Raw genomic sequence first — 26272 nt, forward strand, 5'->3', positions numbered from 1 at the left:
CGCCATTCACGCCGTGGCCGGGCGGTACAGCCCGTGTGCAGCGACATAGTCGGCCACGGCCGGTGGCAGCAGTGCGCGCCAGGGACCGCCAGCGGCAATCTGCGAGCGCACGGCGCTGGCCGATTCCTCGCGCAGTGGGTGGTGCAGGCGCAGGATGCGCCCGGCCGGGCTGGCGAACAGGGCCTGCTCATTGTCGGCCCAGCGCCCTTGCAGGGCGCGCCCCAGCTCGCCATCGATCGACGCCTGCAACGGACTGCCCGGCCGTTCGGCCACCACGAAGTGGGCCAGACCGAACAGGGCCTCCCATTCATGCCAGCCGGACAGCCCCAGCAGGCTGTCGGCGCCCACCAGCCAGGCCAGCGGCCGGCTCGGGCCCAGCTCGCCACGCAGCTCGCGCAGCGTGTCGACGGTGTACGACGGGCGACCGGGGCAGCGGGTGGCACGTTCCAGTTCGCGACGGTCCAGCAGCAGCCCCGGCTCGTCGCCGATGGCCAGCGACAACATCGTGCAGCGCTGCTCAGCAGTGGCACCGGGCACCGCGCGGTGCGGCGGATCGGCGGCCGGCAGCATGCGCACGGCGACCTGCAGTTCATCACGGGCCGCACGCGCGATCGCCAGGTGCCCGAGGTGCACCGGATCGAAGGTGCCCCCGTAGTAGATCCGCAGGCTCATCACTCAGGCCCGCACCAGCAGGCGCACGGCACGCGGCTCGGCCACGGCCACCAGCAGGCGTTCCAGCGCCAGCCAGGCGTCGCCGTCAGCGCGCCCCTTGGCAATGCGGTCGACCAGCCCCGCCTCGGCCACGAAGCGCTCCCAGCGCTTGCCTTCCGGGTGCCGCTGCAGCGCGCGCTTGTAAGGCGCCTGCCGCGATTCCCAGATGCCGCGCGATTTCATTTCAGCGGCCAGGTTGCCACCACGCGCCTGCACGCGGGCCAGGCCCGCGCCCGCCAGCAGCTCGCGGATCACGATCGGCATCAATGCGGCCACCGCCTCCCCTTCACCGCGCAGGCCGGCCAGCATGCGCAGCACCGCCGGCGGCTGGCCGGAGAACGTCGCCTCCACCAAGCGGAACACGTCGTAGCGGGCAGCGTCAGCCACCAGCGACTCCATCCGTTCCACATCCAACGGCTGGCCGTCGGCCAACAGCGCCAGCTTGTCGATTTCCTGGGCGGCGGCCAGCAGGTTGCCCTCCAACCGCTCGGCCAGGCGCTGCACGGCAGCCGGGTCGGCACGCAGGCCCTTGCCGCGCAGGCGGCGCTCGATCCAGTCCGGCAGTTCATGCGGCTTGATCGCCCATGCCACCGACAGCACGCCGATGCGGTTGACCGCCTCGGCCCACTTGCCCTGGTGGGCCTTGCTCCATTCATTGGCGGTGATCATCAACACCACGTCCGGCGCCGGGTTGGCGCAGAACTGGCTGATCACCTCGGCGCCCTCCTTGCCCGGCTTGCCGCTGGGCAGGCGCACCTCGACCAGGCGGCGGGCGCTGAACAGGCTGGGCGCATTGAAACTGGCGTCAAGCTGGTTCCAGTCGAAATCACGCCCGTCGGCGTCGAACACTTCGCGTTCGCCGATGCCCGAGGCGCGCGCACGCGCGCGGATGGCATCTGCGGCCTCCAGCACGCGCAGTGTTTCCGGGCCTGCGATCAGGTATACCGGCGCCAACGCCGTGTCAGCGCCCTGGCTGGCCAGCTGCTCCGGACGCAGTTCCATCGTCGCTGCCGCTCAGTGCTTGACGGCGGCGGCCGGCTCTGCCGGCACCGCGCCCTCGATCGGCTTGGCCTTCGGCGCGGACAGGCTGCCCCCCTTCTCGATCTCGGCGCGGACCACGCTGTCGATACGGCGGATGATCGAGGCGGACATTTCCCGGCGCAGCTCCGTGGCCAGGATTTCGCGTTCGGTGGTGGTGCCGGTGGCGTCGGTCGGCGGCGACACGTAGTCGCGCGACAGTTCGATCACCTGCTGCGGCACCAGTTCGCTGCCATCCTCGCGGCGGAAGATGAAGATCACCGCATAGCGCAGGCTGTACTCCTGCGCACGACCTTGCGAGTCGATGGCGATCGGGAGGTCACCCCAGCGCTCGGACAACACCTGCAGCTGGGTACTGGGTTCCTTGCTGTCCTCATCGGCCAGCCTGGCACCGGAGGCCAGCAGGCTGCGATTGAGCAGCTTGACCAGTTCACTGTACGGGGCGGTGGAGACCACCTTCACCGGGGCGGTGTCGGTCGGCAGCATCAGCTTGTTGCGCAGATGGAAGCCGCAGCCGGCAAGGCCGAGGACAAGAACGAGGGCAAGCAGGATTCGGGTCATGGAGACAGTCTGGCGGAGCCGGGCGATCACGGCAACACACAGCGTGCCCGAAGCCGCGTGAATGCAGGGCCATCAAGCACCCGGCCCTGCTTCTGGAAAGGCACCGGCCACCGCGCGGGTGGCCGGTGCGAGGTACATCAGGCGGCGACGATGTTCACGATCTTGCCCGGGACGATGATGATCTTGCGCACCGTCAGGCCTTCCATGAACCTGGCCGCGTTGGGCTCGGCCAGCGCCAGCGCCTCGACCTGCTCGCGCGCGGCATCGGCCGCCACCTCGATGGTGCCGCGCAGCTTGCCGTTGACCTGCACCGCCAGGGTCAGCGCATCGCGTACCAGCGCACTGCTGTCGGCCTGCGGGAACGGCTGGTCTTCCAGCAGCGTCTCGCCATGGCCAAGCACCTGCCAGAGGGCGTGGCTGGCATGCGGCGTGATCGGGTTCAGCAGCAGCACGACGGCCTGCAGCGCTTCCTGGCGCACCGCGCGGCCCTGCTCGCTGTCGTCCTCGAACCTGGCCAGCGCGTTCATCAGCTCCATCACCGCTGCGATGGCGGTATTGAAGCTGTGGCGGCGGCCGTAGTCGTCACCGACCTTGCCGATGGTTTCATGGGTCTTGCGGCGCAGCGCCTTCTGGTTGGCATCCAGTGCTGCAACGTCCAGCGCCGGGGCGGCACCGTCGGCAGCATGCTTCTGCACCTGGGCCCACAGGCGGCGCAGGAAGCGCGCCATGCCGTCCACGCCGGCCTCGTTCCACTCCAGCGACTGCTCCGGCGGCGCGGCGAACATCGAGAACAGGCGCACGGTGTCGGCGCCGTACTTGCCGACCATCGCCTGCGGGTCCACGCCGTTGTTCTTCGACTTGGACATCTTCTCGGTGCCACCGACCACCACCGGCTGGCCGTCGGCGATCAGGGTGGCGCCGGTGATGCGGCCGCGCTCGTCACGCTGCACTTCCACATCGGCCGGGTTGATCCAGTCCTTCGAACCGTCCGGATTCGGGCGGTAGTAGGTCTCGGCGATCACCATGCCCTGGCACAGCAGGTTGCGCGCCGGCTCGTTGCTGTCCACCATCCGCGCGTCGCGCAGCAGCTTGTGATAGAAGCGGAAATACATCAGGTGCAGGATCGCGTGCTCGATGCCACCGATGTACTGGTCGACCGGCAGCCAGTAGTTGCCGCGCTTGTCGACGGCGTCACGGGCACCCGGCGAGGTGTAGCGGGCGTAGTACCAGCTCGACTCCATGAAGGTGTCGAAGGTGTCGGTCTCGCGCTCGGCGGCGCCACCGCATTCCGGGCAGGTGGTCTTGCGCCATTCCGGGTCGGTCTTGATCGGCGAACCGGTCCCGGAGAACGCCACGTCCTCCGGCAGTACCACCGGCAGCTGCTCCTCCGGCACCGGCACCGCACCGCACTTGGCGCAGTAGATCACCGGAATCGGGCAACCCCAGTAGCGCTGGCGGCTCACGCCCCAGTCGCGCAGGCGGTAGTTGACGCGGCGCTGGCCCTGGGCCTTGCGCTCGAAACGTTCGGCCAGCGCTTCGAACGCGCCCTGGAAGTCCAAGCCGTCGAATTCGGCCGAGTTGACCAGTTCGAAGGCACGGTTCTTGTCGCTGTACCAGTCCTGCCAGCGGCTGCCGTCCCAGTTGCGTTCTTCTTCAGTACGCGGGTCCTTCAGCGCGATGACCTGCTTGATCGGCAGGCCGTACTTGTTGGCCACTTCATTGTCGCGCTGGTCATGGCCCGGCACCGCCATCACCGCACCGGTGCCGTAGCCCATCAGCACGAAATTGGCGACCCACACCGGGACCGGCTCGCCGGTGACCGGGTGCAGCGCGCGCAGGCCGGTGTCCATGCCGCGCTTTTCCTGGGTCTCCAGCTCGGCCTCGGACACACCGCCCTGCTTCAGGTCGGCCAGCATCGCGGCCAGTTCCGGGTTGTTCTTCGCTGCGTGCAGCGCCAGTGGGTGTTCGGCGGCGATCGACACGAAGGTCACGCCCATCACCGTGTCCGGGCGGGTGGTGAACACGCGCAGCGGATCCAGCACGCCACCATCGACGTCGCGCACGTCGAACTGGATTTCCAGGCCCTCCGAGCGGCCGATCCAGTTGCGTTGCATGGTCTTGACCGATTCCGGCCAGCCGTCCAGCTCGTCCAGGCCATCCAGCAGTTCCTGGGCGTAGTCGGTGATGCGCAGGAACCACTGCGGGATCTCACGCTTCTCCACCAGCGCACCGGAGCGCCAGCCGCGGCCGTCGATGACCTGCTCGTTGGCCAGCACGGTCTGGTCGACCGGGTCCCAGTTCACCACCGCGTTGCGGCGATAGGCCAGGCCCTTGCGCATCAGGCGGGTGAACATGCGCTGCTCGTGGACGTAATAGTCCGGACGGCAGGTGGCGAACTCGCGCGACCAGTCGATGGCATAGCCCAGCGATTTCAGCTGGCTGCGCATGTGGTCGATGTTCTTGTAGGTCCACGCCGCCGGCGCGGTCTTGTTCTTGATCGCGGCGTTTTCCGCCGGCAGGCCGAACGCGTCCCAGCCCATCGGCTGCAGCACGTTGTGGCCGGTCATGCGCTTGTAGCGGCTGATCACGTCGCCAATCGTGTAATTGCGCACGTGGCCCATGTGCAGCGCACCGGACGGGTACGGAAGCATCGACAGGCAGTAGTACTTCGGCTTGTCCGAGGTCTCGTCGACCTCGAAGGCACGGGTGGCGTCCCAGTACTGCTGGGCGGCGGATTCAACCTGCTGCGGGTCGTAGGCGTTGGTTTCAGCGCTGGTCATGGAACACGCGGATGCGGCGGCAAAGCGGTACAGCGTACCGCAGTGCGGCAAACGTCTCCAATCCTGCCTGCTGGGGGTGGGCGCCGCGATGCCCCGGGAGCCGTCTCAGCGTTGGCGCGACAGCGGCAGTGCGGTGGCCAGCCAGGCCACCCAGCAGGCGAACGCCAGCCGTTGTGCCAGCGGCGCCGGCAGGACGCCCTGCAGGGCAAACGCGGCCACCGCAGCCAGCATGCCGCAGCCCAGGGCCAAGGCGCCCAGGGCGCGGCCATGCGCCTGACGCAGCTGTGTCGTGCCCAGCAACAGGGTTCCGGCGACGAAGCCCAGCACCCAGATCATCCAGGCACTGGCATGCAGCTGGCTGGCCGGCCCATGCAGATCGTCCACGTCCAGCGGCAGCAAGCCCATCGCGGCAAAGCCCAGGCCAGCCAGCAGCAGCATCTGGCTGCCGACCCTCGATGCCCAGCCGGCAGTGGCGGGCAGGCTGCGGCGCAGGCGCTCAGCCACCACCGCGGCGAGCACGCCGGGCAGCACAAATCCAAGCAGATTGAAGGCCAGCGCATGCGGTACACCCCGCGCACCCAGCAGCGCCACCGGGTGGCGCGCCTGTGCATAACCCTCCAGGCCGGCACCGAAGCCAGACACAGCCAGGACGAACACGACTGCAGCAAGCAGTCCCAACCAACGATCAAGCCGGACCATGGACATTGCGCGCAGTCACCCGGAAAAGAATGGATCAGCGCATTGTCGCGGCAGCGACGCGGTGCGCCAAGCGCGCGACCGAGGCCGGGTGCTTCCGGCGCACCGCGACCACTACGCCGGTCAGCTCCGGAAAGCGGGTGATCCACGAGCTGTACTGCGTGCCACGCCCCCGAGGCCGTCGCGCGCGATGTGATGGCAGGGTTGAGACGGACATCGATCGTCACCATAGAATCGGTCTCCAGATGCCAAGCGATGCTTTCCCCATGACCGAGACGACCTACGTATTCGACGCCACCACTGCGACCTTCGAGGCCGAAGTCCTGCAGAAGTCGCTGCAGACGCCGGTGCTGGTCGACTTCTGGGCCACCTGGTGCGGGCCGTGCAAGACCCTCGGCCCGATGCTGGAAAAGCTGGCTGCCGAGTACAACGGTGCGTTCGAGCTGGCCAAGGTCGATGTCGACAAGGAACAGCAGATCGCTGCGGCCTTCCAGATCCGCTCGGTGCCGACCGTGTTCCTGGTCAAGGGCGGCCAGCTGGTGGACGGCTTCCCCGGCGCCATTCCGGAAGGCCAGCTGCGTGAGTTCCTGGCCCAGCACGGCATCGTACCGGCCGATGTGGGCGATGCTGTCCCCGAAGATGACACCCCGCTGGATCCGCAGGCGCAGGTCGATGTGCTGCGTGCGCAGATCGCCGCCGAGCCGGACAAGGATGAACTGAAGCTCGACCTGGCCCTGGCCCTGCTGCAGATCGGTGGCGTGGACGAGGCAGGCACCCTGATCGACGGCCTGCCTGCCAACCTGGCCACCGACGACCGCGCCGTGCGTGCCCGCGCCCGCCTGGCCTTCGCCGCCGCGCTGAAGGATGCACCGGCCGCCGAGGTACTGGACGCACGCATCGCCGCTGACGGCAAGGACCTCAAGGCCCGCCACCTGCGCGGCGTGCAACTGCTGCTCGGCGGTCATGACGAGGCCGCGCTGGCCCAGTTCCTGGAAATGCTGCGGATCGACCGCGGATTCGAGGAAGGCCTGCCGCGCAAGGCGCTGATCGACGCCTTCAATGTGATCTCCGACGAGGATCTGGTCGGCCAGTACCGCCGCAGGATGGCGTCGCTGCTGTTCTGAACGGGAACCCGCTCCGTTCAGAATCCCTGCACTGAACGCGGGCAATAATGCCCGCGCTGGTGGCCACGCGGTCGCCACGATCCGTTCGGGGGGATGAGGTCGGGGCCATGGGGTCTTGCAGCTGCACCCCCGCATTGCCGGGATTGCAAACTGTGACCGTCGTCCGCTCTCTGTCGTTCGCCATGCATTTAACGGGCGCTCTGCTCTGCGCCCTCTTCCTGATGCCCGCCATTGCCGGCGCCCAGGACTGGAACTACCGGGTCCGGCCCGGCGATACCCTGTGGGACCTGGGCGGGCTCTACCTGAAGCCCTCGGTACGCTGGCAGCAGCTGCAGCAGCACAACCGCATCGACAACCCCTACCAGTTGCCGCCGGGCCAGCTGCTGCGCTTCCCGATCAGCTGGCTGCGCACCGAACCGGCGCCGGCCCGGGTGCTGTCCGTGCGCGGCAAGGTCGCGCTGGCAGGCGCCGATGGCACGGCGACCCGCGCGCTCCAGGCCGGCGAACAGCTGCATATCGGTGACACCGTGGAGACCGAAGGCGATTCCAGCATCACCCTGGAATTCGCCGATGCCTCGCGCCTGCAGCTTCGCGAGTACTCGCGCCTGCGCCTGGACCAGCTGAGCCGTTACGGCCACACCGGCATGGTCGACACCCGACTGCGCCTGCAGCAGGGGCGAGCCAGCAACCGGGTGACGCCGGCGCGCGGCCCCGCCTCGCGTTACATCATCGATGCGCCCACCGCGACCAGCAGCGTGCGCGGCACGGTGTTCCGGGTCAGCGCCGGGGATAACGGGCACGTCGGTGCCACCGAGGTCCTGCAGGGCAAGGTGCAGGTCGGCAACTCCCATGGCCAGCGCCTGGTCCGGCCGGGCCAGGCGACCCGCAGCAGCAGTGCCGATGCGGCGCCCGCTGCGGTCTCCGCACTGCTGCCGGCGCCGGCGCTGCGCAATGACGCGCTGCGCCTGGCGCCGCTGCCGACCGTGCTTGCCTGGGAACCGGTCAATGGCGCCGATCATTACCGGGTGGAAGTGGTGCAGGCGGCAACGCCGGAGATCCTGCTGTTCGCCGCCACCACCGCCGACACCCGGCTGGCGATCGGCGATCTGCCGCCTGGCCAACTGCGCATCCTGTTGCGCGCGGTCGACGCCCAGGGGGTCGAAGGCCTGGATGCCAGCGCCGATTTCGAGCTCGGTGACCAGCCACCACCGCCGCTGACCGTATCGCCGCTGCATGGGCAGACGATCAACAGCGACCGCCCGCGTTTCCGCTGGAGCCAGGCCCCCGGTGCGCGCAGCAGCGTCCTGCAGATCGCCACCGAACCCAGCTTCCTGCAGCCCCTGCAGGAGCAGGCCACCCATGCGACCGACCTGCGCCTGGCGCAACCGCTGCCGCCCGGCCAGTACTACTGGCGCGTGGCCTCGCGCGATGGCGAAGGCCGACAGGGCCGCTATGGCCAGGCGTTGCCGCTGCAGCTGAGCAACGAACCGGTGGACCCGGCCCTGCAACCACCCGAGGCCGCACACGGCGAGCTCACGCTGCGCTGGCAGGCCGGCAGCGAGGGCCAGCGCTACCGGGTGCAGGTGGATCGCCGCGGCGACTTCAAGGCACCGCTGGTCGACGAAACCGTGGACCAGCCGCAGGTGAGCTTCAAGCGCCCGTGGAGCGGCACCCTGCATGTACGCGTGCAGTACATCGACGATGACGGCCACGCCAGCGCGTTCTCGCCTGCCCAGCAGGTCCCGCTGCCGTGCCGCCTGTGCTACGGCGCGGGTGGCGGCGCCCTGCTGCTCTGGTTGTTGTTGTGAGGCGCTCGCCGCTGCCATGGTCGAAGCGGATCCTGCTGGCCCTGCTGGCCGGCGTGCTGACCATCGTGGCCAGCCAGGGACAATGGCTGTGGCGGCAGGACGAGGCGGCCTATGACGCGCTGGTCGGCAACTGGGATTACCGCCCCGATCCCAGCGTGCTGATCGTCGCCATCGACGAAGGCAGCCTGCAGCGCATCGGCCAGTGGCCCTGGCCCCGCTCGGTGCATGCACGCCTGCTTGACCGCCTGACCGATGCCGGCGCCGAACGCGTCGCGCTGGACCTGATGCTGTCCGAACCGGATCGCCGTGACAGCCGACAGGATGATCAACTGGCGGCCGCCATCCGACGCAATGGCCGGGTGGTGCTGCCGGTGCTGGCCGCACCGGCGGCCGGCGACCGCATGGCCGAGGAGATGCTGCCGATCCCACAGATCGCTGCCAGTGCTGCCGCCATCGGCCACACCGATGTCGAGGTGGATGGCGACGGCGTCGCCCGTGGCGTCTATCTGCACGCAGGTATCGGCCAGCCGCACTGGCCGGCACTGGGCCTGGCACTGGCCGACCTGCCTGCCGGTGCCGTACGCGGCCTGCCCGATCCCGACCCGGAACTGGGCTCGCCCTATCAATGGCGTCGCGACGATTACGTTCGCGTGCGCTACGCCGGCCCCCCCGAGCGGCTGCCGCAGGTGTCCTATGCGGACGTTCTCGATGGCCACGTGGACATGGCGATGCTGCATGGCCGCCGCATCGTAGTTGGCATGACGGCCAGCGGCATCGCGCCCCGCCTGCTGACCCCGACCACCCGCGAGTTCTGGATGAGCGGCAGCGAGTACCAGGCCAACATCACCTCGATGCTGCTGCAGCACAGGCAGATCGATGTTCTACCGCATGCCTGGCAGCACGCCATCAGCGGTGTGCTGGTGGCGCTGTGCGTGATCCTGCTCGGCCTGCGCCTGCCCTGGCTGGTCGCGCTGTGTTCGTTGCCGATGCCTGCCCTGCTGAGCTGGCTGCTGCTGCGCACGAGTGACCTGTGGTGGGCGCCGGCCAGCGCGATGCTGGGCGTGACGCTGGCACTGCTGGTCTGGGCGGTGTGGCGGATCTCGGCCTGGCACCGCCAGGCCAACCGCGACGCCCTTACCGGCCTGGGCAACCGCCTCCGCTTCGAGCAGTCGCTGCAGCAGGAATGTGATGCAGCGCGGCGCAGCGGCAAGCCATTGAGCCTGGCGCTGATCGACGTCGACCACTTCAAGCGCCATAACGATCGCCACGGGCACCAGGTCGGCGACCGCGTGCTGCGTGATGTCGCCCGCCTGATCGGCGCCCATGCGCGCCGCCCGCGCGACATGGCGGCACGCTACGGTGGTGACGAATTCGCGCTGGTGCTGCCGGATACACCGGCCGAGGGCGCACGCCAGGTGATCGAGGACCTGATTGCCTGCGTGCGCGCCTTGCCGGCGCCGGGCGATGGCAGCGACGATACCGTCACGCTCACCATCGGCGTATTCACCCGCGTGCCCGACGGCGAACTGCAGCCCCACCATTTCGTGGAAGGCGCCGACACCGCCCTTTATCAGGCCAAGGCCAACGGCCGCGACGGGTACATGATCGACGGCCCATGAGGCAGGACATGCACGCCGCCGTAGGACACACGCCCGGGGTGCAACATACGCATGCGAATGGTTAGACTGGGCGCCTCGCCTCGCGCCCCCGGACCCGCATGAACGCCCGCCTGTTCCGCTTCGGCATCAACCTGTGGCCACCGTTCCTGTTCACCGGCATCCATGTCACCCGCATCACGCCCGATTACCGGCAGATCGACGTCGAGCTGCGGCTGCGCCCGTGGAACCGCAACTACGTCGGCACGCATTTCGGCGGCAGCCTGTTCGCGATGACCGACCCGTTCTGGATGCTGGGCCTGCTGCACATCCTCGGCCGTGACTACTACGTGTGGGACCGGGCCGGTGCGATCGATTTCCTCAAGCCTGGCCGGGGCACGGTGCGCACCTCGTTCCGCATCGACGATGCGCTGCTGGCCGAACTGCGTGCCGAAGCAGCGGGCGGCGAGAAGTTGCTGCGCTGGTTCAGCAACGACGTCGTCGACGACAGCGGCGAGGTGGTCGCCCAGGTGCGCAAGCAGGTCTATCTGCGGTTGAAGCCACACGCGCGCTGATCCGGCGCGGGCGCTGTCCTCTGCTGCCCTGCCAGGGAGGCTCCGATGCGCCCGTATGCGCGTGTGCACCTGCGGAGCGAAGGCAGCCGCGAGGATGACGGGGACAGCGCGCACTGGCCGCCGCTGCTCAGTCGCGCGCGGCGGCGGCCGGGGCGTCCCCCGCCACCATCGGTACCGACAACCATGGGCTCTCGTCGGTGCTGCGCGGCGCTGAGCGCCGCGGTACCTGCAGGCGGCGGCCATCGGCCGACAACTGCGGTGTCCGCACCTGCGAGCGGAACTGGGCAGGCAAGCGCTTCAGCGCATCCACAGGGTCCTCGGCCTGCTGTCGCAGCCAGCGTTGCGCACCGATCAGCCGCACCATCGCGGCAGCATCCTGGGGCCGTGACGAATAGGCCGGATAGGCCGGGCCCGCGATATCGGCCAGCACGCACCCCATGATGTTCGACAGGCAGCCGAAGTCATGCTGCGGCGGTGCCGGCACCGGCAGCGGGCGATCCGCCTCCAGCGCGGTCATCGCCGCCGCGCCACAGGCCCAGCCCAGGTTGCCCGCCACACGCGCCAGGGTGCTGCTGCGATCGAGTACCAGCACACCACCGAACTCCTGCGCCGAGGTTTCGATCGCAGCCCTGCTCATCGCATACTCGCCCTGCATCGCACGGCACAGGCTCTGTTCGGCGGCCCGCATCGGCTTCATCGCCTGCTCGCATTCCGCAGGCAGCGGCTGGTCGGCCGGCAGTTCAACCAGCATGTCGGCCAGCAGCTGGGCATTGGCCTGCACCAGGCTGGCACCGATGATGCTCTCCACCAGGTAGCTGCCGCCCGTCACCAGCCGGCGGCCCAGCTGCAGCCCGCGGCAACTGCCACGCAGCGCACCGTCGATATCACCCTGCACATAGGCCAGCGCGCGTGCGCTGGTGGCGTCGATCACCAAGCCATAGGTCGGCATCGGCACGAGGATGCCTTCGCCTTTGGGCCGGAACGGCGACACGAAGTGATCCGCATCGGCCAGCTGGTCCAGGCGCGCATGCAGCTGCTGGTGGCCAGCGTGGGCATCGACGAAGCGCTGCGGGTCCGCGCGCACCTGGGCGAGGCAGTCACTGGCGGTCGGTCCGCAGCTGGCCGAAGGCCGTGATTGCAGCTCGACGTGGTCCTCTGCCAGCTGCGGACGGGCGCCGCCATTGCCGCGCGGATCCGCCTCCCAGCGCTGTACGTCCCGGACCAGCGCCTGATCGCGCTGGCCCGGGTCGAGATCGTCGAACGCGAGTGTCCACAGCAGCGCAAAGCCGTTGCGGCCATCAGCGGGCAGGCGGGCCTGCAACCGCTGCTGGGCCTGCAGCCGTGATTCCGGCACGGGCCACATGCGCGAGGCACACCACGCCACGATGGCCAGCACCAGCAGTCCTGCCAGGGCCCAGCCCAGTCCGCGCAGAATCTTCAACACAGCTTCCCTTCCATGCATCGTTGCCGCAGTCGATCCCCCAGCGTAATCGACCGGCTGTGGCCGCTACAATGCGCGCATGTCGCTCGAAGCCCCCGCCCTGGTCCCCCGCCCCTCCCTGCAGCGCCTGTTCCTGACCGGCCTGCTGACCCTGCTGCCGATCTGGCTGACCTGGGTCGTGGTCAAGTTCGTGTTCGTGCTGCTGTCGGGCATTTCCAGCCCATTGGTGGTGCCGCTTTCCGAGCAGATCGCGACAAGCTTCCCGCATTACCTCGGCTGGGTCCGTGCCGAGTGGATCCAGAACACCATCGCCCTGCTCGCCACCCTGCTGGTGATCCTGGCAGTGGGCGTGGCCAGCCGCCGCGTGCTCGGCCAGCGCCTGCTGCGCTGGGTCGGCGCGGTGATCAAGCGCATTCCGCTGGCCAGCATCATCTACGACAGCGCCAAGAAGCTGCTGGACATGCTGCAGACCGAGCCGGGCAGCACCCAGCGCGTGGTGCTGATCGATTTCCCGCACCGCGACATGAAGTCGGTCGGGCTGGTCACCCGCGTGATCAAGGAACAGGGCACCGACCGTGAACTGGCCGCGGTGTACGTGCCAACCACGCCGAACCCGACCTCGGGTTACCTGGAGATCGTGCCGGTGGAGCTGCTGACCCCGACCGACTGGACCGTCGACCAGGCCATGAGCTTCATCATTTCCGGCGGTGCCGTCGCACCGTCCAGCGTTCCGTTCACGCGCGCAGGCGAACGCAGCCAATGACCACCGCGGCGCCAATCGAGCGCCCGCTGCAGGACCGCGCGGTCCTGCTGTTCATCGTGCTGGCCGCGTTCTTCTGCGGCAACGCCGTGCTGGCCGAACTGATCGGGGTGAAGATCTTCGCGCTGGAAGACACCCTCGGCATTGATCCGCTGAACTGGAACCTGTTTGGCCAGACCGGTTCGCTCAGCTTCACCGCCGGTACCCTGCTGTGGCCGGTGGTGTTCATCATGACCGACACGATCAACGAATTTTTCGGCAAGCGCGGCGTGCGCTTCATCTCGTGGTTGGCCGTGGTGCTGATCGCCTATGGCTTCCTGTTCGCCTTCGCAGCGATCTCGCTGGCGCCGGCCAGCTGGTGGGTCACCTCGATGGACGGCCACGGCGTGCCGGACTACCAGGCGGCATTCGCAGCGGTGTTCGGCCAGGGCATGTGGACCATCGCCGGTTCGCTGGTGGCCTTCCTGCTCGGCCAGCTGATCGACGTGGCCGTGTTCCACCGCATCCGCCAGGCCACCGGCGAGCGCCACGTGTGGCTGCGTGCGACCGGATCCACCGCGATCTCCCAGGTGGTGGACAGCTTTGTAGTGATCTGGATCGCCTTCGTGCTCGGCCCGCAGCACTGGCCGACCTCACTGTTCCTGGCCGTCAGCAGCGTCAACTACATCTACAAGATGGGCTTTGCGGTTGCCTTGATTCCACTGCTGTACCTGATGCGGCGTGCGATCACCCGCTACCTGGGCGCAGACAGGGCCGCCGCGCTGCGCGCCGCCGCCGCGGCTGACTGAAGCCCCAGCGACGGCAAGCTGACTGCGCCTTCACGCTGGCCGTACGCGGCCGGATCGTGCAAGCTCCACGGTCTGTGTTCCACGGAAGCTCCTGATGCCGCATCACACCCGCGCCCTGGCCGCCGCCATTGCCGCGTTGTTCCTGTTCAGTGCCGTACCGTCGGCCGAAGCAGCGAAGAAAAAGGCCAGCCGCCCTGCCGCCGCGCAGACCCGCCAGGCTGCCAAGCCCAAGGCCAGGCCCGCCCGCGTCACCGCGCCGGCGCGTGGCAGCTCGGCGCGCCGCGCCGCGCCGCGCCCGGTCGCCCCGGCCCGGGCCGTACCCAAGCAGGTGCAGCTGGAGCGCCTGTACGACGAGTACTGGGATGCCTCGATGCGGTTGAACCCGCTGCAGGCCACCTTCCAGGGCGAGGCCCGCTACAACGACCAGCTGCCCAACATCCTGTCCGCCGCCTGGCGCCAGCAGTCGCACGACTTCACCACGCAATGGCTGGGCAAGGTCGAGAAGCTCGGCAGTGACGGCCTGCAGGGCCAGGACCTGCTCAGCTACGAGATCTTCGTGCGCGACGCGCGCGCATCACTGGCCGCCGAGCGCTACCCGAGCTGGATGATGCCGATCAGCCAGTACTACAACATCGGCAGCATCATGGCGATCCTCGGCTCCGGTGCGGGCGCACAGCCATTCAACACCGTGCAGGACTACGACACCTGGTCACGCCGTTCGCTGGGCATTCCCGAGCTGTTCGACCAGGCCATCGACAACATGCGCCAGGGCATGAAGGCCGGCGTGGTGCAACCACGCGACCTGATGGAAAAAGTGCTGCCGCAGCTGGATGCGGTGATCAAGCCCACCGCCGAGGAAAGCATTTTCTGGTCGCCGATCCGCACCATGCCGAACACCATCCCGGCTGAGGACAAGGCGCGCATCAGCGCCGAATACAAGCGCATGATCGAGCTGCGCATCATGCCGGCCTACCGTGCCCTGCGCGGCTTCATCGCCACCGAATACCTGCCGGCCACACGCACCAGCAGCGGCCTGGGCGCATTGCCCGATGGCCAGGCCTGGTACGCCAACCTGATCGTGCAGACCACCGCCAGCGACCAGACCGCCGCACAACTGCATGCGCTGGGCGAACAGCGCGTGCAGGAACTGCAGGCGCAGATCGCCACGGTGATGAAGGACGCCAAGCTGCGCGGCTCTCCCACCAAGCTGCTGCGCAGCATGCGCAACGACCGCCAGTTCCAGTACGGCGACGCCAACGCGCTGATCAACCGCTACCGCCAGGTGCAGCAACAGGTCAGCGCACGCCTGCCGCAGGTGCTGGATACCTTGCCGCAGGCACCGCTGGAGGTCCGTGCGGTGGAACCGGAACGTGCACTGACCGCCGCCGCTGCCGCCTATCAGCCGTCGGCGGCCGGTCAACCGGGCGTGCTGTACATCAACACCCGCGACCTGCCCAGCCGAAAGCGCTGGAACGTGCCGGTGCAGTACCTGCATGAAGCGATCCCGGGCCACCACGTGCAGCTGGGCCTGCAGCAGGAGCTGGCCAAGCTGCCACGCTTCCGCCGCCTCGGTGGCGATCTCGCCTTCGTCGAAGGCTGGGGCCTGTACGCAGAAACGCTGGGCGAGGATCTGGGCATCTACACCGATCCCTACGACCGCATCGGCTACCTGTACTCGCGCCTGCTGCGCGCCGCCCGCGTGGTGGCCGACACCGGCGTGAACGCCCAGGGCTGGAGCAAGCAGCAGGCTGTCACCTACCTGCAGAAGACCGTGGACATGAGCAGCGACGATGCCAACGCCGAAGTCGAGCGGATCATGGCCCAGCCCGGCCAGGCGCTGTCGAATGTCGCCGGCCTGACCACCATCGTTGCCCTGCGCGACAAGGCCAAGGCACGCCAGGGCGCCGCCTTCGACCTGCGCCGCTTCCACGCCGAACTGCTGAAGGACGGCTCGATGCCGCTGGACGTGCTTGACCGCAAGATGGAACGCTGGATGGTTCAGCCGGCCAGCACTACGCCCACGCCTTCTCCTTGACCCCTCCGGAGCCACCATGCGCCCTGCCGTCGCCCTGTTCGCCGTCGTGCTGGGCCTGCTGCCTTCAACGGGTATCGCCGCACCGGTGCTGACGCCACCGGATGCGGGCATCGACGGGCTGATGCAGGCCTACGACGGCCAGGTACCCGGTGCTGCAGTCCTGGTGCTGCACGACGGGCAAGCGGTGTTCCGCCGTGGCTACGGCCTGGCGGTGGTGGAGGACGGCACTGCGGTCACCCCGGCCAGCAACTTCCGGCTGGCCTCGGTCAGCAAGCAGTTCACCGCTGCGGCGGTGCTGCTGCTGGTGGAGGATGGCCGGCTTGGGCTGGATCAACCCGCCCGGCAGTGGCTGCCCGAACTGCCACCGGCTGCCGCGGCCATCACGATCCGCCAGCTGCTCTCGCACACCGGCGGCCTGCTCGACTACGAAGACCTGATGGATCCGGCTGACACTCGGCAGGTGCATGACGCCGATGTGCTGACCCTGCTGTCACGCCAGGACCGGCTGAAGTTCGCGCCGGGCACGCAGTACCACTACAGCAACAGCGGCTATGCGCTGCTGGCACTGATCGTCGGCCGTGCCTCCGGCCTGGATTTCGCAGCCTTCCTGCAACAGCGCATCTTCCGCCCGCTAGGCATGGCCCACACTGTGGCCCATCAGGACGGCATGGATACCATCGCCGCACGCGCCTATGGCTACAGCTGGATCGATGGCCGCTGGCAGCGCACCGACCAGAGCGCCACCAGTGCCGTGCTCGGCGATGGCGGGATCTACTCCTCGCTGGACGACCTCGCCCGCTGGGATGCGGCGCTGTACGACGACCGCCTGCTGTCGAAGGCCTCGCGCCGCGCGATGTTCAGCCCGGCCACATCGACATCCGAACCGGATGTGCCGCACTACGGCTTCGGCTGGCGCCTGAACGGCCCGGTGCAATGGCACAGTGGCGAAAGCATCGGCTTCCGCAATGTGGTCGTGCGACACCCGGAAAAGCACCTGACCGTGATCGTGCTGACCAACCGCAACGCCCCCGAACCTTATCCGCTGGCACTGAAGATCGCCCAGCGCTGGCTGGACACCCTGCAATGAACACTGGTTCCGACGCCCTGCTGGGCATCCACCATGCGGCACTGATCTGCAGCGATTACGCGCGTTCAAAAGACTTCTACGTCCGTATCCTCGGCCTGCGCGTACTGGCCGAGAACCACCGCGCTGCGCGCGATTCCTGGAAACTGGACCTGGCCCTGCCCGACGGCGGACAGCTGGAACTGTTCTCGTTCCCCTCGCCACCGCCCCGCCCCAGCCGCCCGGAGGCCCAGGGCCTGCGCCACCTCGCGTTCCGGGTCGCTGCGCTGGAGCCGTTCATCGAACGCCTGGCCAGCCACGGCGTGGACTGCGAACCGATCCGCGTGGACGAATACACCGGCCGCCGCTTCACCTTCTTCGCCGACCCCGACGGCCTGCCGCTGGAACTGTACGAAGTCGGTTGACGGCCCTGGGGTCAGATCCCTTTTCCGACGGAAAAGGGATCTGACCCCATCGCCGCCACCGGAAACGTCATCCACGCGTGGATCTACCGTGTCGACCAAGGTCGACACCTACCAACAGCCGAAGGAATTTGTCAGAGGTGGGGCGGTGTGGGTGGGCAGGACCGTTGGCGCCATGGATGGCGCCATCGAGCCCCCAAGGGTGAGGGCGCGTTGCTTGCGAAGCACTGCTTCGCAAGCGCCCGAACGCCCAGCCGCCAGCGGCTGGGCCGGACCGCGGAGCGGAGTTTACGGCGTGTCCTGCCCACCCACACCGCCCCGCCATCCCACGGAATCCCGCCGTTGAGGTTGCCGGCCAGCGGCCGGCACTACCGCGGGTGCAGGGCGCAACCCTGCAACGCCCCCCTTCCCCATACTCCGCCGAATGGGTATACAGTCGACCCATGCCGGCACCGTGCCGGAATGAACCCTGGGAGGGGACCATGCGCAAGACCTTCAAGACCCTGCTGCTGGCATTGCCGCTGTGCCTGGCCGCGCTCTCGGCGCAGGCCGCCGACGGCGCCGCCGGCCGCTGGAAGACCATCGACGACAAGACCGGGAAGGTGAAGTCGATCGTCGAGATCACCCAGGCCCCCAACGGCACGCTGACCGGCAAGGTGGTCGACATCCTGCACTCGGACAAGGGCCCGAACCCGGTCTGTGACGGCTGTGAAGGCGCCAACAGGAACAAGCCGGTGAAGGGCATGACCATCCTCTGGAACCTGAAGGCCGACGGCGCCAACAAGTGGTCCGGCGGCACCATCCTCGACCCGGCCAACGGCAAGACCTACAAGTCGAAGATGGAACTGCAGCCCGGCGGCACCCGGCTGGACGTGTCCGGCTGCATCGCCTTCATCTGCCGCGCGCAGACCTGGCAGCGCGAATAAGCGCCCCGCACCTGCTTCAACCCCGTGACCCGGCCCCGGCCGGGTCACGTCGTTGCGGGCATGCGATACTCTGCGGTTCCCCTTGGATCCACCCGCGACCATGACCCGTACCGCGCTCGTCACCACCGCCCTGCCCTACGCCAACGGCCCGCTGCACCTGGGCCATCTGGTCGGCTACATCCAGGCTGACATCTGGGTACGTGCGCGGCGAATGAGCGGCGGCAGGACCTGGTTCGTCTGCGCCGATGACACCCACGGCACGCCGATCATGCTGGCCGCGGAAAAGGCCGGGGTCACCCCGGAAACCTTCATCGCCAACATCCAGGCCAGCCACGAACGTGACTTCGCCGCCTTCGGCGTGGCCTTCGACCACTACGACTCGACCAATTCGGCGGCCAACAAGGCGTTGACCGAGCAGTTCTACCTGAAGCTGGAAGCGGCCGGCCACATCAGCCGCCGTTCGGTCGCGCAGTTCTACGACCCGGCCAAGGGCATGTTCCTGCCCGACCGCTACGTCAAGGGCATCTGTCCGAACTGTGGCAGTGCCGACCAGTACGGCGACAACTGCGAAGTCTGCGGCGCGACCTATGCACCGACCGACCTGAAGGAGCCGCGTTCGGTCATCTCCGGCGCCACGCCGGAAATGCGCGATTCGGAGCACTTCTTCTTCGAGGTGGGCCACTTCGATGCGTTCCTGCGCGAGTGGCTGGCCGGCGATGTCGCCCTGCCGGGCGTGAAGGCCAAGCTGGGCGAGTGGCTCAATGCCGAAGGCGGCCTGCGCGCGTGGGACATCTCGCGCGATGCGCCGTACTTCGGTTTCCAGATTCCCGGCCAGCCGGGCAAGTACTTCTATGTCTGGCTGGACGCACCGATCGGCTACCTGTCCAGCTTCCAGACCCTGTGCGGCAGGATCGGTGAGGACTTCGAAGCGCACCTGCGTGCCGGCACCGCCACCGAACTGCACCACTTCATCGGCAAGGACATCGTCAACTTCCACGGGCTGTTCTGGCCGGCGGTGCTGCACGGAACCGGCCACCGCGCGCCGACCCGCCTGCACGTCAACGGCTACCTGACCGTGGACGGCGCCAAGATGAGCAAGTCTCGCGGCACCTTCGTGATGGCCCGTACCTTCCTCGATGCTGGCCTGGAGCCGGAAGCGCTGCGCTACTACTACGCCGCCAAGTCCGGCGGTGGCGTCGACGATCTCGACCTGAACCTGGGTGACTTCATCGCCCGCGTCAACGCCGACCTGGTCGGCAAGTTCGTCAACCTGGCCAGCCGCTGCGCCGGCTTCATCAGCAAGCGCTTCGACGGCCAGCTGGCCGCGCAGCTCCCCGATGCGGCGCAGTACCAGCGCTTCGTCGATGGCCTGGCGCCGATCCGTGAAGCCTACGAGCGCAACGACCCGGCCGCGGCGATCCGCTTGACCATGACCCTGGCCGACGAAGCCAACCGCTACATCGACGACGTCAAGCCGTGGGTCATCGCCAAGCAGGAAGGCGCCGATGCGCAGCTGCAGGCCGTGTGCAGCCAGGGCCTGAACCTGTTCCGCGTGCTGGTCACCGCCCTGAAGCCGGTGCTGCCGGCCACCGCCGCGCAGGCCGAGGCCTTCCTCGCCGCGCCGGTGAATGACTGGACCGAGCTGGCGCAACCGCTGCTGGGACACCGCATCACCGAGTACACCCCGCTGTTCACCCGTATTGACCCGAAGAAGATTGACGCCATGATCGACGCCTCCAAGGACACCCTGCAGCCGGCGGCTGCCGCTGCCCCCGCCGCCAAGCCGGCCGCCCCGGCTCCGGCCCCGGCCAAGGACGAAGCAATGAGCGCCGACGCGTCGGCCTACATCGGCATCGACGATTTCGCCAAGCTCGACCTGCGCATCGGCAAGGTGCTGGTCTGCGAGTTCGTGGAAGGTTCGGACAAGCTGCTGCGCTTCGAACTGGACGCCGGCGAGCTGGGCAAGCGCCAGATCTTCTCCGGCATCCGTGGCAGCTACGGCGAACCGGAGAAGCTGGTGGGCCGCAGCGTGGTGTTCATCGCCAACCTGGCCCCGCGCAAGATGCGCTTCGGCCTGAGCGAAGGCATGATCCTGTCGGCCGGCTTCGACGGTGGCGCACTGGCGCTGCTGGACGCCGACAGCGGCGCGCAGCCGGGCATGCCGGTCCGCTGATGCCTGCAGCGGGCGTGGTTACGGCCACGCCCGCCGGCAGCTCCGGCCCCGGGAGGCAACGCGATGGGAAGCAACGCAATGGAACTGGCGCTGTTCGACTTCGACCACACCGTGACCACCTGCGATACCTATGGCCGCTTCCTGCGCCGCGTGGCCACCGCCGAACAGCTGGCACAGGCATGGTGGAAAGTCGGGCCGTGGCTGGCCGCGTACAGGCTGAAGCTGATCTCGGCCGAACGCATCCGCGCCCGCGTCACCCGCCTGACCTTCAGTGACCGCCACAGCGATGACATCGCCACGCTGGCCGCCGGCTTCTCGCGTGAGTTCCTGCCCGACGTGGTGCGCCCGGAAATGCTGGAGCAGATCCGCTGGCACAAGGAACAGCAGCACACCGTCGTGATCGTGTCCGGCTCGCTGGACCTGTACCTGCGGCCGTGGTGCGAGCAGCTGGGCCTGCAGCTGATCTGCAACCGGCTGGAAAGCCAGGACGGCCGCCTGACCGGCCGTTACGCCGGTGGCGACTGCGGTCCGCGCAAGGCCGAGCACATCCGCCGCCAGTTCGATCTGTCGCGCTACGTGCGCATCCATGCCTACGGTGACAGTTCCGAAGACAAGCCGATGCTGGCGCTGGCCCACGAGCGCTGGTTCCGCGGCAAGCCCCTGAAATAACCCAACGCGCAGCCTCCGCCACGCATGAGCCTGATCCCGCCCCTGACCGAACGCCTCGACCGCCTGCTGCCGCAGACCCAATGCGGGCAATGCGGCTATGACGGCTGCCGCCCGTACGCGCAGGCAATGGCACGTGGCGAGGCGGGTGTGGACCGCTGCCCGCCGGGTGGCGACGCCGGTGCACGGGCGTTGGCGCAGGTGCTGGGCGTACCGGCGATTCCGTTCGATCGTTCGCGCGGCGAGCACAAGGCGGCCCAGGTGGCGTTGATCGTCGAAGCCGACTGCATCGGCTGCACCAAGTGCATCCAGGCCTGCCCGGTGGACGCCATCGTCGGCGGCGCCAAGTACATGCACACGGTCATTGCCGACCTGTGCACCGGCTGCGAGCTGTGCATCCCGCCGTGCCCGGTGGACTGCATCGAGCTGGTGCCGCTGTAACAGGGGTCAGATCCCTTTCCGCAGGAAAGGGATCTGACCCCATCCCGCAGTTACGGCACCGCTGCCGTCACCACGATCTCGACCTTCCACTCGGCGTGGGCGAGCTTGGCTTCGAAGGTTGCGCGGGCCGGGGTCGCGCCCTCGACCACCCACTCGTCCCACGCCTTGTTCATGCCGTCGAAGTCGGCGATGTCGGCCAGGAACACTTCCGCACGCAGCACGTGCTGGCGATCGCTGGCGACCAGCGCCAGCAGCTTGTCGATCTCCGCCAGCACCTGCCGGGTCTGGCCGGTGATGTCCTGGCTGGTGTCTTCCGGAATCTGGCCGGAGAGGTAGGCGACCTTGTTGTACACGGTCATTTCGGACATGCGCGGTCCGACGTCGTAACGCTCCATCATGGGCGTGGCTCCTGCGGGTGATCAGGCCCGCATTGTCCTCCAATCCGGTCAACGGTGGGTGCACGGGTCCCCCGCGCGACACGTCACTACCGGGCTCCGACACATCCGCTGGTCAAATGGCGGCGACAGGCGCACGATGCGCCACGCCCCGCGTTGACACCGCACTCGCCCCTCCTGACGCACCCTTGCGCCGATGACCGCAGCCACCAACCCCGCCGCCGCTTCCTCCACCCCGGCATGGAAGCGGATCCTCACCATTGTCGTTCCCCTGCTGATCCTGTCGCTGGCCCTGCATGGCCTGGCCAATGAATTCGATGAGCACGGCTACCGCGCCATCCGCCAGGCGTTCCGCCAGCTCAGTGGCCTGCAGATCACGCTCACCGTGGTGCTCGGCCTGGCCAGCTACGCCTGCCTGATCGGCTTCGATGCCATCGGCCTGCGTCGCAGCGGAATCCGCGTGCATCCGGCACGCATCGGCATCACCGCCTTCCTTGCGCATACGCTGGGCCAGACCGTGGGCTTTGCCGCGCTGACCGGCGGCGCAGTGCGCCTGCGTGGCTACCGCAGCGCCGGCCTGGACCTGGCGCAGATCGGCCAGGTGGTGCTGATGAGCACGCTCGGTTTCGTGTTCGGTGCGTGGCTGTTGATCAGCGTGGCGCTCTGCATGGAACCGGCGGCAGCGGCGTTGGCATTGCCACTGAATCCCGATGCCGTGCGCATCGTCGGCATCGTCGCCCTGCTCGCCTATCTGGGTACCGTGCTGCTGGTCGGTCGCGATGGACGGCAGTTCAGCGTGTTCGGCCATGCGTTGTGGCTACCCGACCGCCGCACCATGCTCGGCGTCACCGTGCTCAGCGTGATCGAGCTGGTGCTGGCCAGCGCCGCGTTCTATGTGCTGCTGCCGGACTCGACGCCCACCGGCCTGCCCGGCTTCGTCGGCCTGTACCTCGTCGCGGTACTGGCCGGCCTGGTCTCGACCGTGCCGGCCGGCCTGGGCGTGTTCGAATGGAGCCTGTTGAAGCTGTTGCCGCAGGTGGCACCGGCGGCGGTGCTGGCGGCCGCGTTGATCTACCGCGTGACCTATTACGTACTACCGCTGGTGCTGGCCACGTTGCTCGCCCTTGCGCCCGCGCTGCGCCAGCCGCTGCAGGCCAGTGCCGGGGCAACCCGCGCCGGCTGGAACGCACTGCGCCCATGGTTGCCGCAGATCATCGCGCTGGCGGTGTTCAGCATCGGCGCCGCGCTGGTCATCGATGGCACGCTGCCCACGCCACGCCGGCACCTGGTGAATGCCTCGCTGCCGATCCTGGAAACCTCGCACCTGATCGGCAGCCTCAGTGGTGTCGCGCTGCTGCTGATCGGGCAGGGCCTGGCCCGGCGCAGCCACGCGGCGTGGATGCTGGCGATGGCGGTGTGCGTGGCCACCCCGCTGCCGCTGTGGCTGCGCGGTGGCCAACCGTTGATTGCCGTCTCGGCGGTGCTGGTGGCGATGGCGCTGTGGGCCGCGCGCCGCGAGTTCTACCGCCAGGGTGCGCTGCTGGATGAAGCCTGGTCGTGGCCGTGGCTGCGTAACCTGGGCCTGGTGCTGGTGGCAGTGACCTGGCTGCTGTTCTTCACCTACAGCCATGTCGAATACCAGAACGAGCTGTGGTGGCAGTTCGCGGTCTCCGGCAACGCACCGCGCGCGTTGCGCGCGTTGCTGGTGGTGGCCATCGCGCTGGTGATGTTCGGCCTGGCGCGGCTGCTGCACAGCACACGCAGCCCGCTGCCCGCCGCCGATGAAGCGACGCTGCAATCGCTGGCGCCAGTCCTGGCCGGTGCCACCGACACCCAGGCCTGCCTGGTGCTGACCGCTGACAAGGCAGTGCTGCGCGATGAAGCGAAACTGGGCTTCGTGATGATGCAGCGCTATGGAGGTTCGCTGATCGCGATGGGCGACCCGGTCGGCCCGCCGGACGTCGCCCGCGCATTGATCTGGCGCTTCCGCGAGGAAGCCGACCGCCTCGGCCTGCGCCCCGTCTTCTACCAGGTCGGCGAGTCCTACTGGCAGACCTACCTTGACCTCGGCCTGGGGCTGGTCAAGCTGGGCGAAGAAGCGATGGTGCCGCTGCATGATTTCGGCCTGGAAGGGCGCGAGCGCGCCGACCTGCGCCAGGCCTGGAACCGGGGCAAGCGGGGTGGCCTGTCCTTCCGCGTGGCGCCCGTGGAGGAAGTTCCCAGCCTGCTGCCGCGCCTGCACGCGATCTCCAACGCATGGCTGGAAGACAAGGCCGGCGACGAAAAGGGCTTCTCGCTCGGCAGCTACGACCCGGATTACCTGGTGCGCTTCCCGGTGGCGCTGGTCGAGGCCGAAGGCCAGATCGTGGCCTTCGCCAACCTGTGGCAGGCACCGGCAGGCGCCGAGCTGTCGGTGGACCTGATGCGCCACGTCAGCGAAGCACCGAAGGGCACGATGGACTTCCTCTTCATCGAGCTGTTCCTGTGGGGCCGCGCACAGGGCTATGCACGTTTCTCGCTGGGCATGGCGCCGCTTTCCGGGCTGGCACAGCATCGTCTGGCTGGCCGCTGGAACCGGCTGGCCGGCCTGCTGGCGCGGCATGGCGAACGTTTCTACGGGTTCAGTGGCCTGCGCCGCTTCAAGTCGAAGTTCGATCCGCAGTGGCGGCCACGCTATCTCGCCGCGCCTGGCGGCATGCACCTGCCGGCGGCGCTGCTGGACGCCACGCGCCTGATCTCTCTGGACCCGCGGCGCAACTGACGACCCGCACCACCCGGCAGGTGTCGACCTTGGTCGACACGCCAGCGCCGACCAAGGTCGGCATTTTCCAGCACGCTGGCCAGCGTGGCCCGGCGCTACGCCCCGCCCTTGAGGATCACCTCGGCCAGCCGATCATAGTCACCGCCGAAATGGTGGTCGCCCGGCAGCTTCACCCGCTTCACGCCGTCATTGGCCGGCAGGTCCGGGCACAGTGCGTCCTCGTCCTTGTCGCCATATACGCACAGGGTTTTTTCCGCCGGCAGCCTGGCCACCTCCGGTGCGATCGGCAGGCCATCGCCGCCACCGCCCAGCCAGTTGCTGACGTGGAACTCGAAGTCGGCCTTCCTGCCCACCGACAGCAGCACGATACGATCCAACGCTGCGCGGGTATCGGCGTCGAGCTGGTTGATGGTCGCCGGCAGCACGTCGGCACCCTGCGAGAAGCCGATCAGCATTACCTTGTCGCGGTGCCACTGCTGGCGGTAGTGGTCGATGATCTTCTGCAGGTCAGCGGCGAAGCCCTTCGGCGTGCGCTCGCTCCAGAAGTAGCGCAGCGAGTCGATGCCGACCACGGCCACGCCGTGCTCGTTGAGCGACGACGCCACGTCCTTGTCCAGGCCGGCCCAGCCGCCATCGCCGGACACGAACACGGCCAGCGTGTCACCGTTGCCACTCGCCGGCACTTCCACTATCGGCAGGTCCTTCAGCGCTGCCGGTGGCGGTGCCAGGCTGACACCCGCCTGCGCACCGATCACGCGCGCCGCGGCGACCAGACCCGGCGACGCATCACCGCGCGCGGTGCGCTTGAATTCGCGCGCCATCGCCACCTGCTGCACGAACTGGCTGGCCTCGCCCACCTTGCAGCCGTGATCGCCAGCGGCACTCAACCACGGAAAATTCAGTTCGGCGGGCTGCAGCGTGTTGTGCTTCACACCATCGCCGCAGACCATGCGCTCATGGTTGTGGTCCGGGCAGAAGCCGGTGGTCAGCAGGCCGGCAAACACCTGGGTGTCGGCCTGCGCCGCGAGCGAATAGGCCATCTCGGCACCCTCGCCGTCACCGCCGACCAGCGGCAGGTGGTAGCCGGGCAGATGCAGGGACGCCTGCAGCCAGCGCGAGAAGTTCTCGACGTCACCGGCGCCGAACGAGCAGGTCGGATCACCCTCGCGCTTGAGCACCCCGCGCAGGTGCGCGATGTCCACAGCGGCAACCATGGCGCCGTCGGCACGCAGGGCTTCGATCGGCAGGCGGCTGGTGTCACCCCCTGGGGTGGGTTCGTGGAACCAGATCACCACCCGCTGCGGCGTGCCGGCCGGCATGTGCACCGGAATCTGCTCGAACCGCCCGTGGCTGAACTGCTGCACGTTGGCCGCCGCCATTGCCGGCAGCGCCGCCAGCGCCAGAACCACACCCATTGCCCTGCCCAGCCCTGCACGCTTCATATCGCATCCCCGATGGAATGCGCACACGATACGCCGCCACCGCGTGCACGGCACGTACCGGTGCAGGCCGT

At 68.3% G+C, this 26272-nt stretch carries 23 protein-coding genes; 14 read left to right on the forward strand and 9 right to left on the reverse strand.

The window, feature by feature from the left end; genetic code table 11:
* Window positions 1-6: 6 nt before the first annotated feature.
* The 6 genes from nadD to ACSDHM_RS13200 form a co-directional block, all read right to left on the reverse strand.
* Window positions 7-672 carry a nicotinate-nucleotide adenylyltransferase gene (nadD, locus tag ACSDHM_RS13175; RefSeq protein WP_439426319.1) on the reverse strand — a complete coding sequence of 222 codons (666 nt, stop codon included), beginning with the start codon at window positions 670-672 and terminating at the stop codon, window positions 7-9.
* A gap of 3 nt (window positions 673-675) precedes the next feature.
* Window positions 676-1713, reverse strand: coding sequence for a DNA polymerase III subunit delta (gene holA / locus ACSDHM_RS13180; protein WP_439426320.1), 1038 nt, complete (start codon window positions 1711-1713; stop codon window positions 676-678).
* A gap of 12 nt (window positions 1714-1725) precedes the next feature.
* Window positions 1726-2310 (reverse strand): LPS-assembly lipoprotein LptE, encoded by a 585-nt coding sequence (locus ACSDHM_RS13185; RefSeq protein ID WP_005418114.1) that lies wholly within the window; start codon window positions 2308-2310, stop codon window positions 1726-1728.
* A 137-nt stretch (window positions 2311-2447) separates the two neighbouring features.
* A complete protein-coding gene (leuS, locus tag ACSDHM_RS13190; RefSeq protein WP_072168545.1) occupies window positions 2448-5090 on the reverse strand; it encodes a leucine--tRNA ligase in 2643 nt (880 codons plus the stop codon).
* A gap of 105 nt (window positions 5091-5195) precedes the next feature.
* Window positions 5196-5795, reverse strand: coding sequence for a DUF998 domain-containing protein (locus tag ACSDHM_RS13195; protein ID WP_072168536.1), 600 nt, complete (start codon window positions 5793-5795; stop codon window positions 5196-5198).
* A gap of 28 nt (window positions 5796-5823) precedes the next feature.
* Complete coding sequence (locus tag ACSDHM_RS13200) at window positions 5824-6003, reverse strand: hypothetical protein (RefSeq protein ID WP_141653594.1); 180 nt, start codon at window positions 6001-6003, stop codon at window positions 5824-5826.
* 49 nt (window positions 6004-6052) lie between these two features.
* On the opposite strand from ACSDHM_RS13200, the gene trxA reads away from it, so the two are divergent.
* The 4 genes from trxA to ACSDHM_RS13220 all read left to right on the forward strand — a co-directional run bounded on the left by trxA (window position 6053) and on the right by ACSDHM_RS13220 (window position 10888).
* Window positions 6053-6910: a thioredoxin gene (gene trxA / locus ACSDHM_RS13205; RefSeq protein WP_069139614.1), complete on the forward strand. Its 858-nt coding sequence runs from the start codon at window positions 6053-6055 to the stop codon at window positions 6908-6910.
* A 107-nt stretch (window positions 6911-7017) separates the two neighbouring features.
* Window positions 7018-8718, forward strand: coding sequence for a FecR family protein (locus tag ACSDHM_RS13210; protein ID WP_088496124.1), 1701 nt, complete (start codon window positions 7018-7020; stop codon window positions 8716-8718).
* Window positions 8715-10337: a CHASE2 domain-containing protein gene (locus ACSDHM_RS13215; protein ID WP_061479663.1), complete on the forward strand. Its 1623-nt coding sequence runs from the start codon at window positions 8715-8717 to the stop codon at window positions 10335-10337. The genes ACSDHM_RS13210 and ACSDHM_RS13215 overlap by 4 nt, the downstream gene beginning before the upstream one ends.
* Window positions 10338-10435: 98 nt before the next feature.
* The gene (locus ACSDHM_RS13220) at window positions 10436-10888 is read left to right on the forward strand and encodes a DUF4442 domain-containing protein (RefSeq protein ID WP_439426321.1); all 453 of its coding nucleotides are present in this window, start codon (window positions 10436-10438) and stop codon (window positions 10886-10888) included.
* Between the two features lie 127 nt (window positions 10889-11015).
* Here ACSDHM_RS13220 and ACSDHM_RS13225 read toward each other — a convergent pair whose 3' ends face one another.
* Window positions 11016-12332, reverse strand: coding sequence for a hypothetical protein (locus tag ACSDHM_RS13225; RefSeq protein WP_088496125.1), 1317 nt, complete (start codon window positions 12330-12332; stop codon window positions 11016-11018).
* Between the two features lie 76 nt (window positions 12333-12408).
* Between ACSDHM_RS13225 and ACSDHM_RS13230 the strand changes: the two genes are divergently transcribed.
* The 9 genes from ACSDHM_RS13230 to rnfB all read left to right on the forward strand — a co-directional run bounded on the left by ACSDHM_RS13230 (window position 12409) and on the right by rnfB (window position 21603).
* On the forward strand, window positions 12409-13092 hold the full coding sequence (locus ACSDHM_RS13230; protein WP_088496126.1) for a DUF502 domain-containing protein: 684 nt from the start codon (window positions 12409-12411) through the stop codon (window positions 13090-13092).
* A complete protein-coding gene (locus ACSDHM_RS13235) occupies window positions 13089-13877 on the forward strand; it encodes a queuosine precursor transporter (protein WP_061479667.1) in 789 nt (262 codons plus the stop codon). Before ACSDHM_RS13230 ends, ACSDHM_RS13235 begins: the two co-directional genes overlap by 4 nt.
* Window positions 13878-13971: 94 nt before the next feature.
* Window positions 13972-15912 (forward strand): DUF885 family protein, encoded by a 1941-nt coding sequence (locus ACSDHM_RS13240; protein WP_439426322.1) that lies wholly within the window; start codon window positions 13972-13974, stop codon window positions 15910-15912.
* 16 nt (window positions 15913-15928) lie between these two features.
* Entirely contained in the window at window positions 15929-16999 is a 1071-nt protein-coding gene (locus tag ACSDHM_RS13245) for a serine hydrolase domain-containing protein (RefSeq protein WP_088496128.1), read from the forward strand.
* A complete protein-coding gene (gene gloA2 / locus ACSDHM_RS13250) occupies window positions 16996-17400 on the forward strand; it encodes an SMU1112c/YaeR family gloxylase I-like metalloprotein (protein ID WP_072169114.1) in 405 nt (134 codons plus the stop codon). Before ACSDHM_RS13245 ends, gloA2 begins: the two co-directional genes overlap by 4 nt.
* 479 nt (window positions 17401-17879) lie before the next feature.
* Window positions 17880-18323 (forward strand): DUF2147 domain-containing protein, encoded by a 444-nt coding sequence (locus ACSDHM_RS13255; protein WP_049415741.1) that lies wholly within the window; start codon window positions 17880-17882, stop codon window positions 18321-18323.
* Window positions 18324-18423: 100 nt separating this feature from the next.
* Window positions 18424-20496 carry a methionine--tRNA ligase gene (gene metG, locus ACSDHM_RS13260; protein WP_072169113.1) on the forward strand — a complete coding sequence of 691 codons (2073 nt, stop codon included), beginning with the start codon at window positions 18424-18426 and terminating at the stop codon, window positions 20494-20496.
* 78 nt (window positions 20497-20574) lie between these two features.
* The gene (locus ACSDHM_RS13265; protein ID WP_151355457.1) at window positions 20575-21165 is read left to right on the forward strand and encodes an HAD family hydrolase; all 591 of its coding nucleotides are present in this window, start codon (window positions 20575-20577) and stop codon (window positions 21163-21165) included.
* Window positions 21166-21189: 24 nt separating this feature from the next.
* On the forward strand, window positions 21190-21603 hold the full coding sequence (gene rnfB, locus ACSDHM_RS13270) for an Rnf electron transport complex subunit RnfB (protein WP_151355456.1): 414 nt from the start codon (window positions 21190-21192) through the stop codon (window positions 21601-21603).
* A 50-nt stretch (window positions 21604-21653) separates the two neighbouring features.
* Here rnfB and ACSDHM_RS13275 read toward each other — a convergent pair whose 3' ends face one another.
* A complete protein-coding gene (locus ACSDHM_RS13275) occupies window positions 21654-22001 on the reverse strand; it encodes a RidA family protein (RefSeq protein WP_005418155.1) in 348 nt (115 codons plus the stop codon).
* A gap of 193 nt (window positions 22002-22194) precedes the next feature.
* Between ACSDHM_RS13275 and mprF the strand changes: the two genes are divergently transcribed.
* Entirely contained in the window at window positions 22195-24759 is a 2565-nt protein-coding gene (mprF, locus tag ACSDHM_RS13280) for a bifunctional lysylphosphatidylglycerol flippase/synthetase MprF (RefSeq protein WP_188240757.1), read from the forward strand.
* Between the two features lie 95 nt (window positions 24760-24854).
* On the opposite strand, the gene ACSDHM_RS13285 is transcribed toward mprF, so the two are convergent.
* Window positions 24855-26201 (reverse strand): virulence factor family protein, encoded by a 1347-nt coding sequence (locus ACSDHM_RS13285; protein ID WP_072169110.1) that lies wholly within the window; start codon window positions 26199-26201, stop codon window positions 24855-24857.
* Window positions 26202-26272: the final 71 nt, after the last annotated feature.

Origin of the sequence: Stenotrophomonas sp. T8, assembly GCF_051853085.1 — a bacterium.
GTDB classification, from domain to species: domain Bacteria; phylum Pseudomonadota; class Gammaproteobacteria; order Xanthomonadales; family Xanthomonadaceae; genus Stenotrophomonas; species Stenotrophomonas sepilia.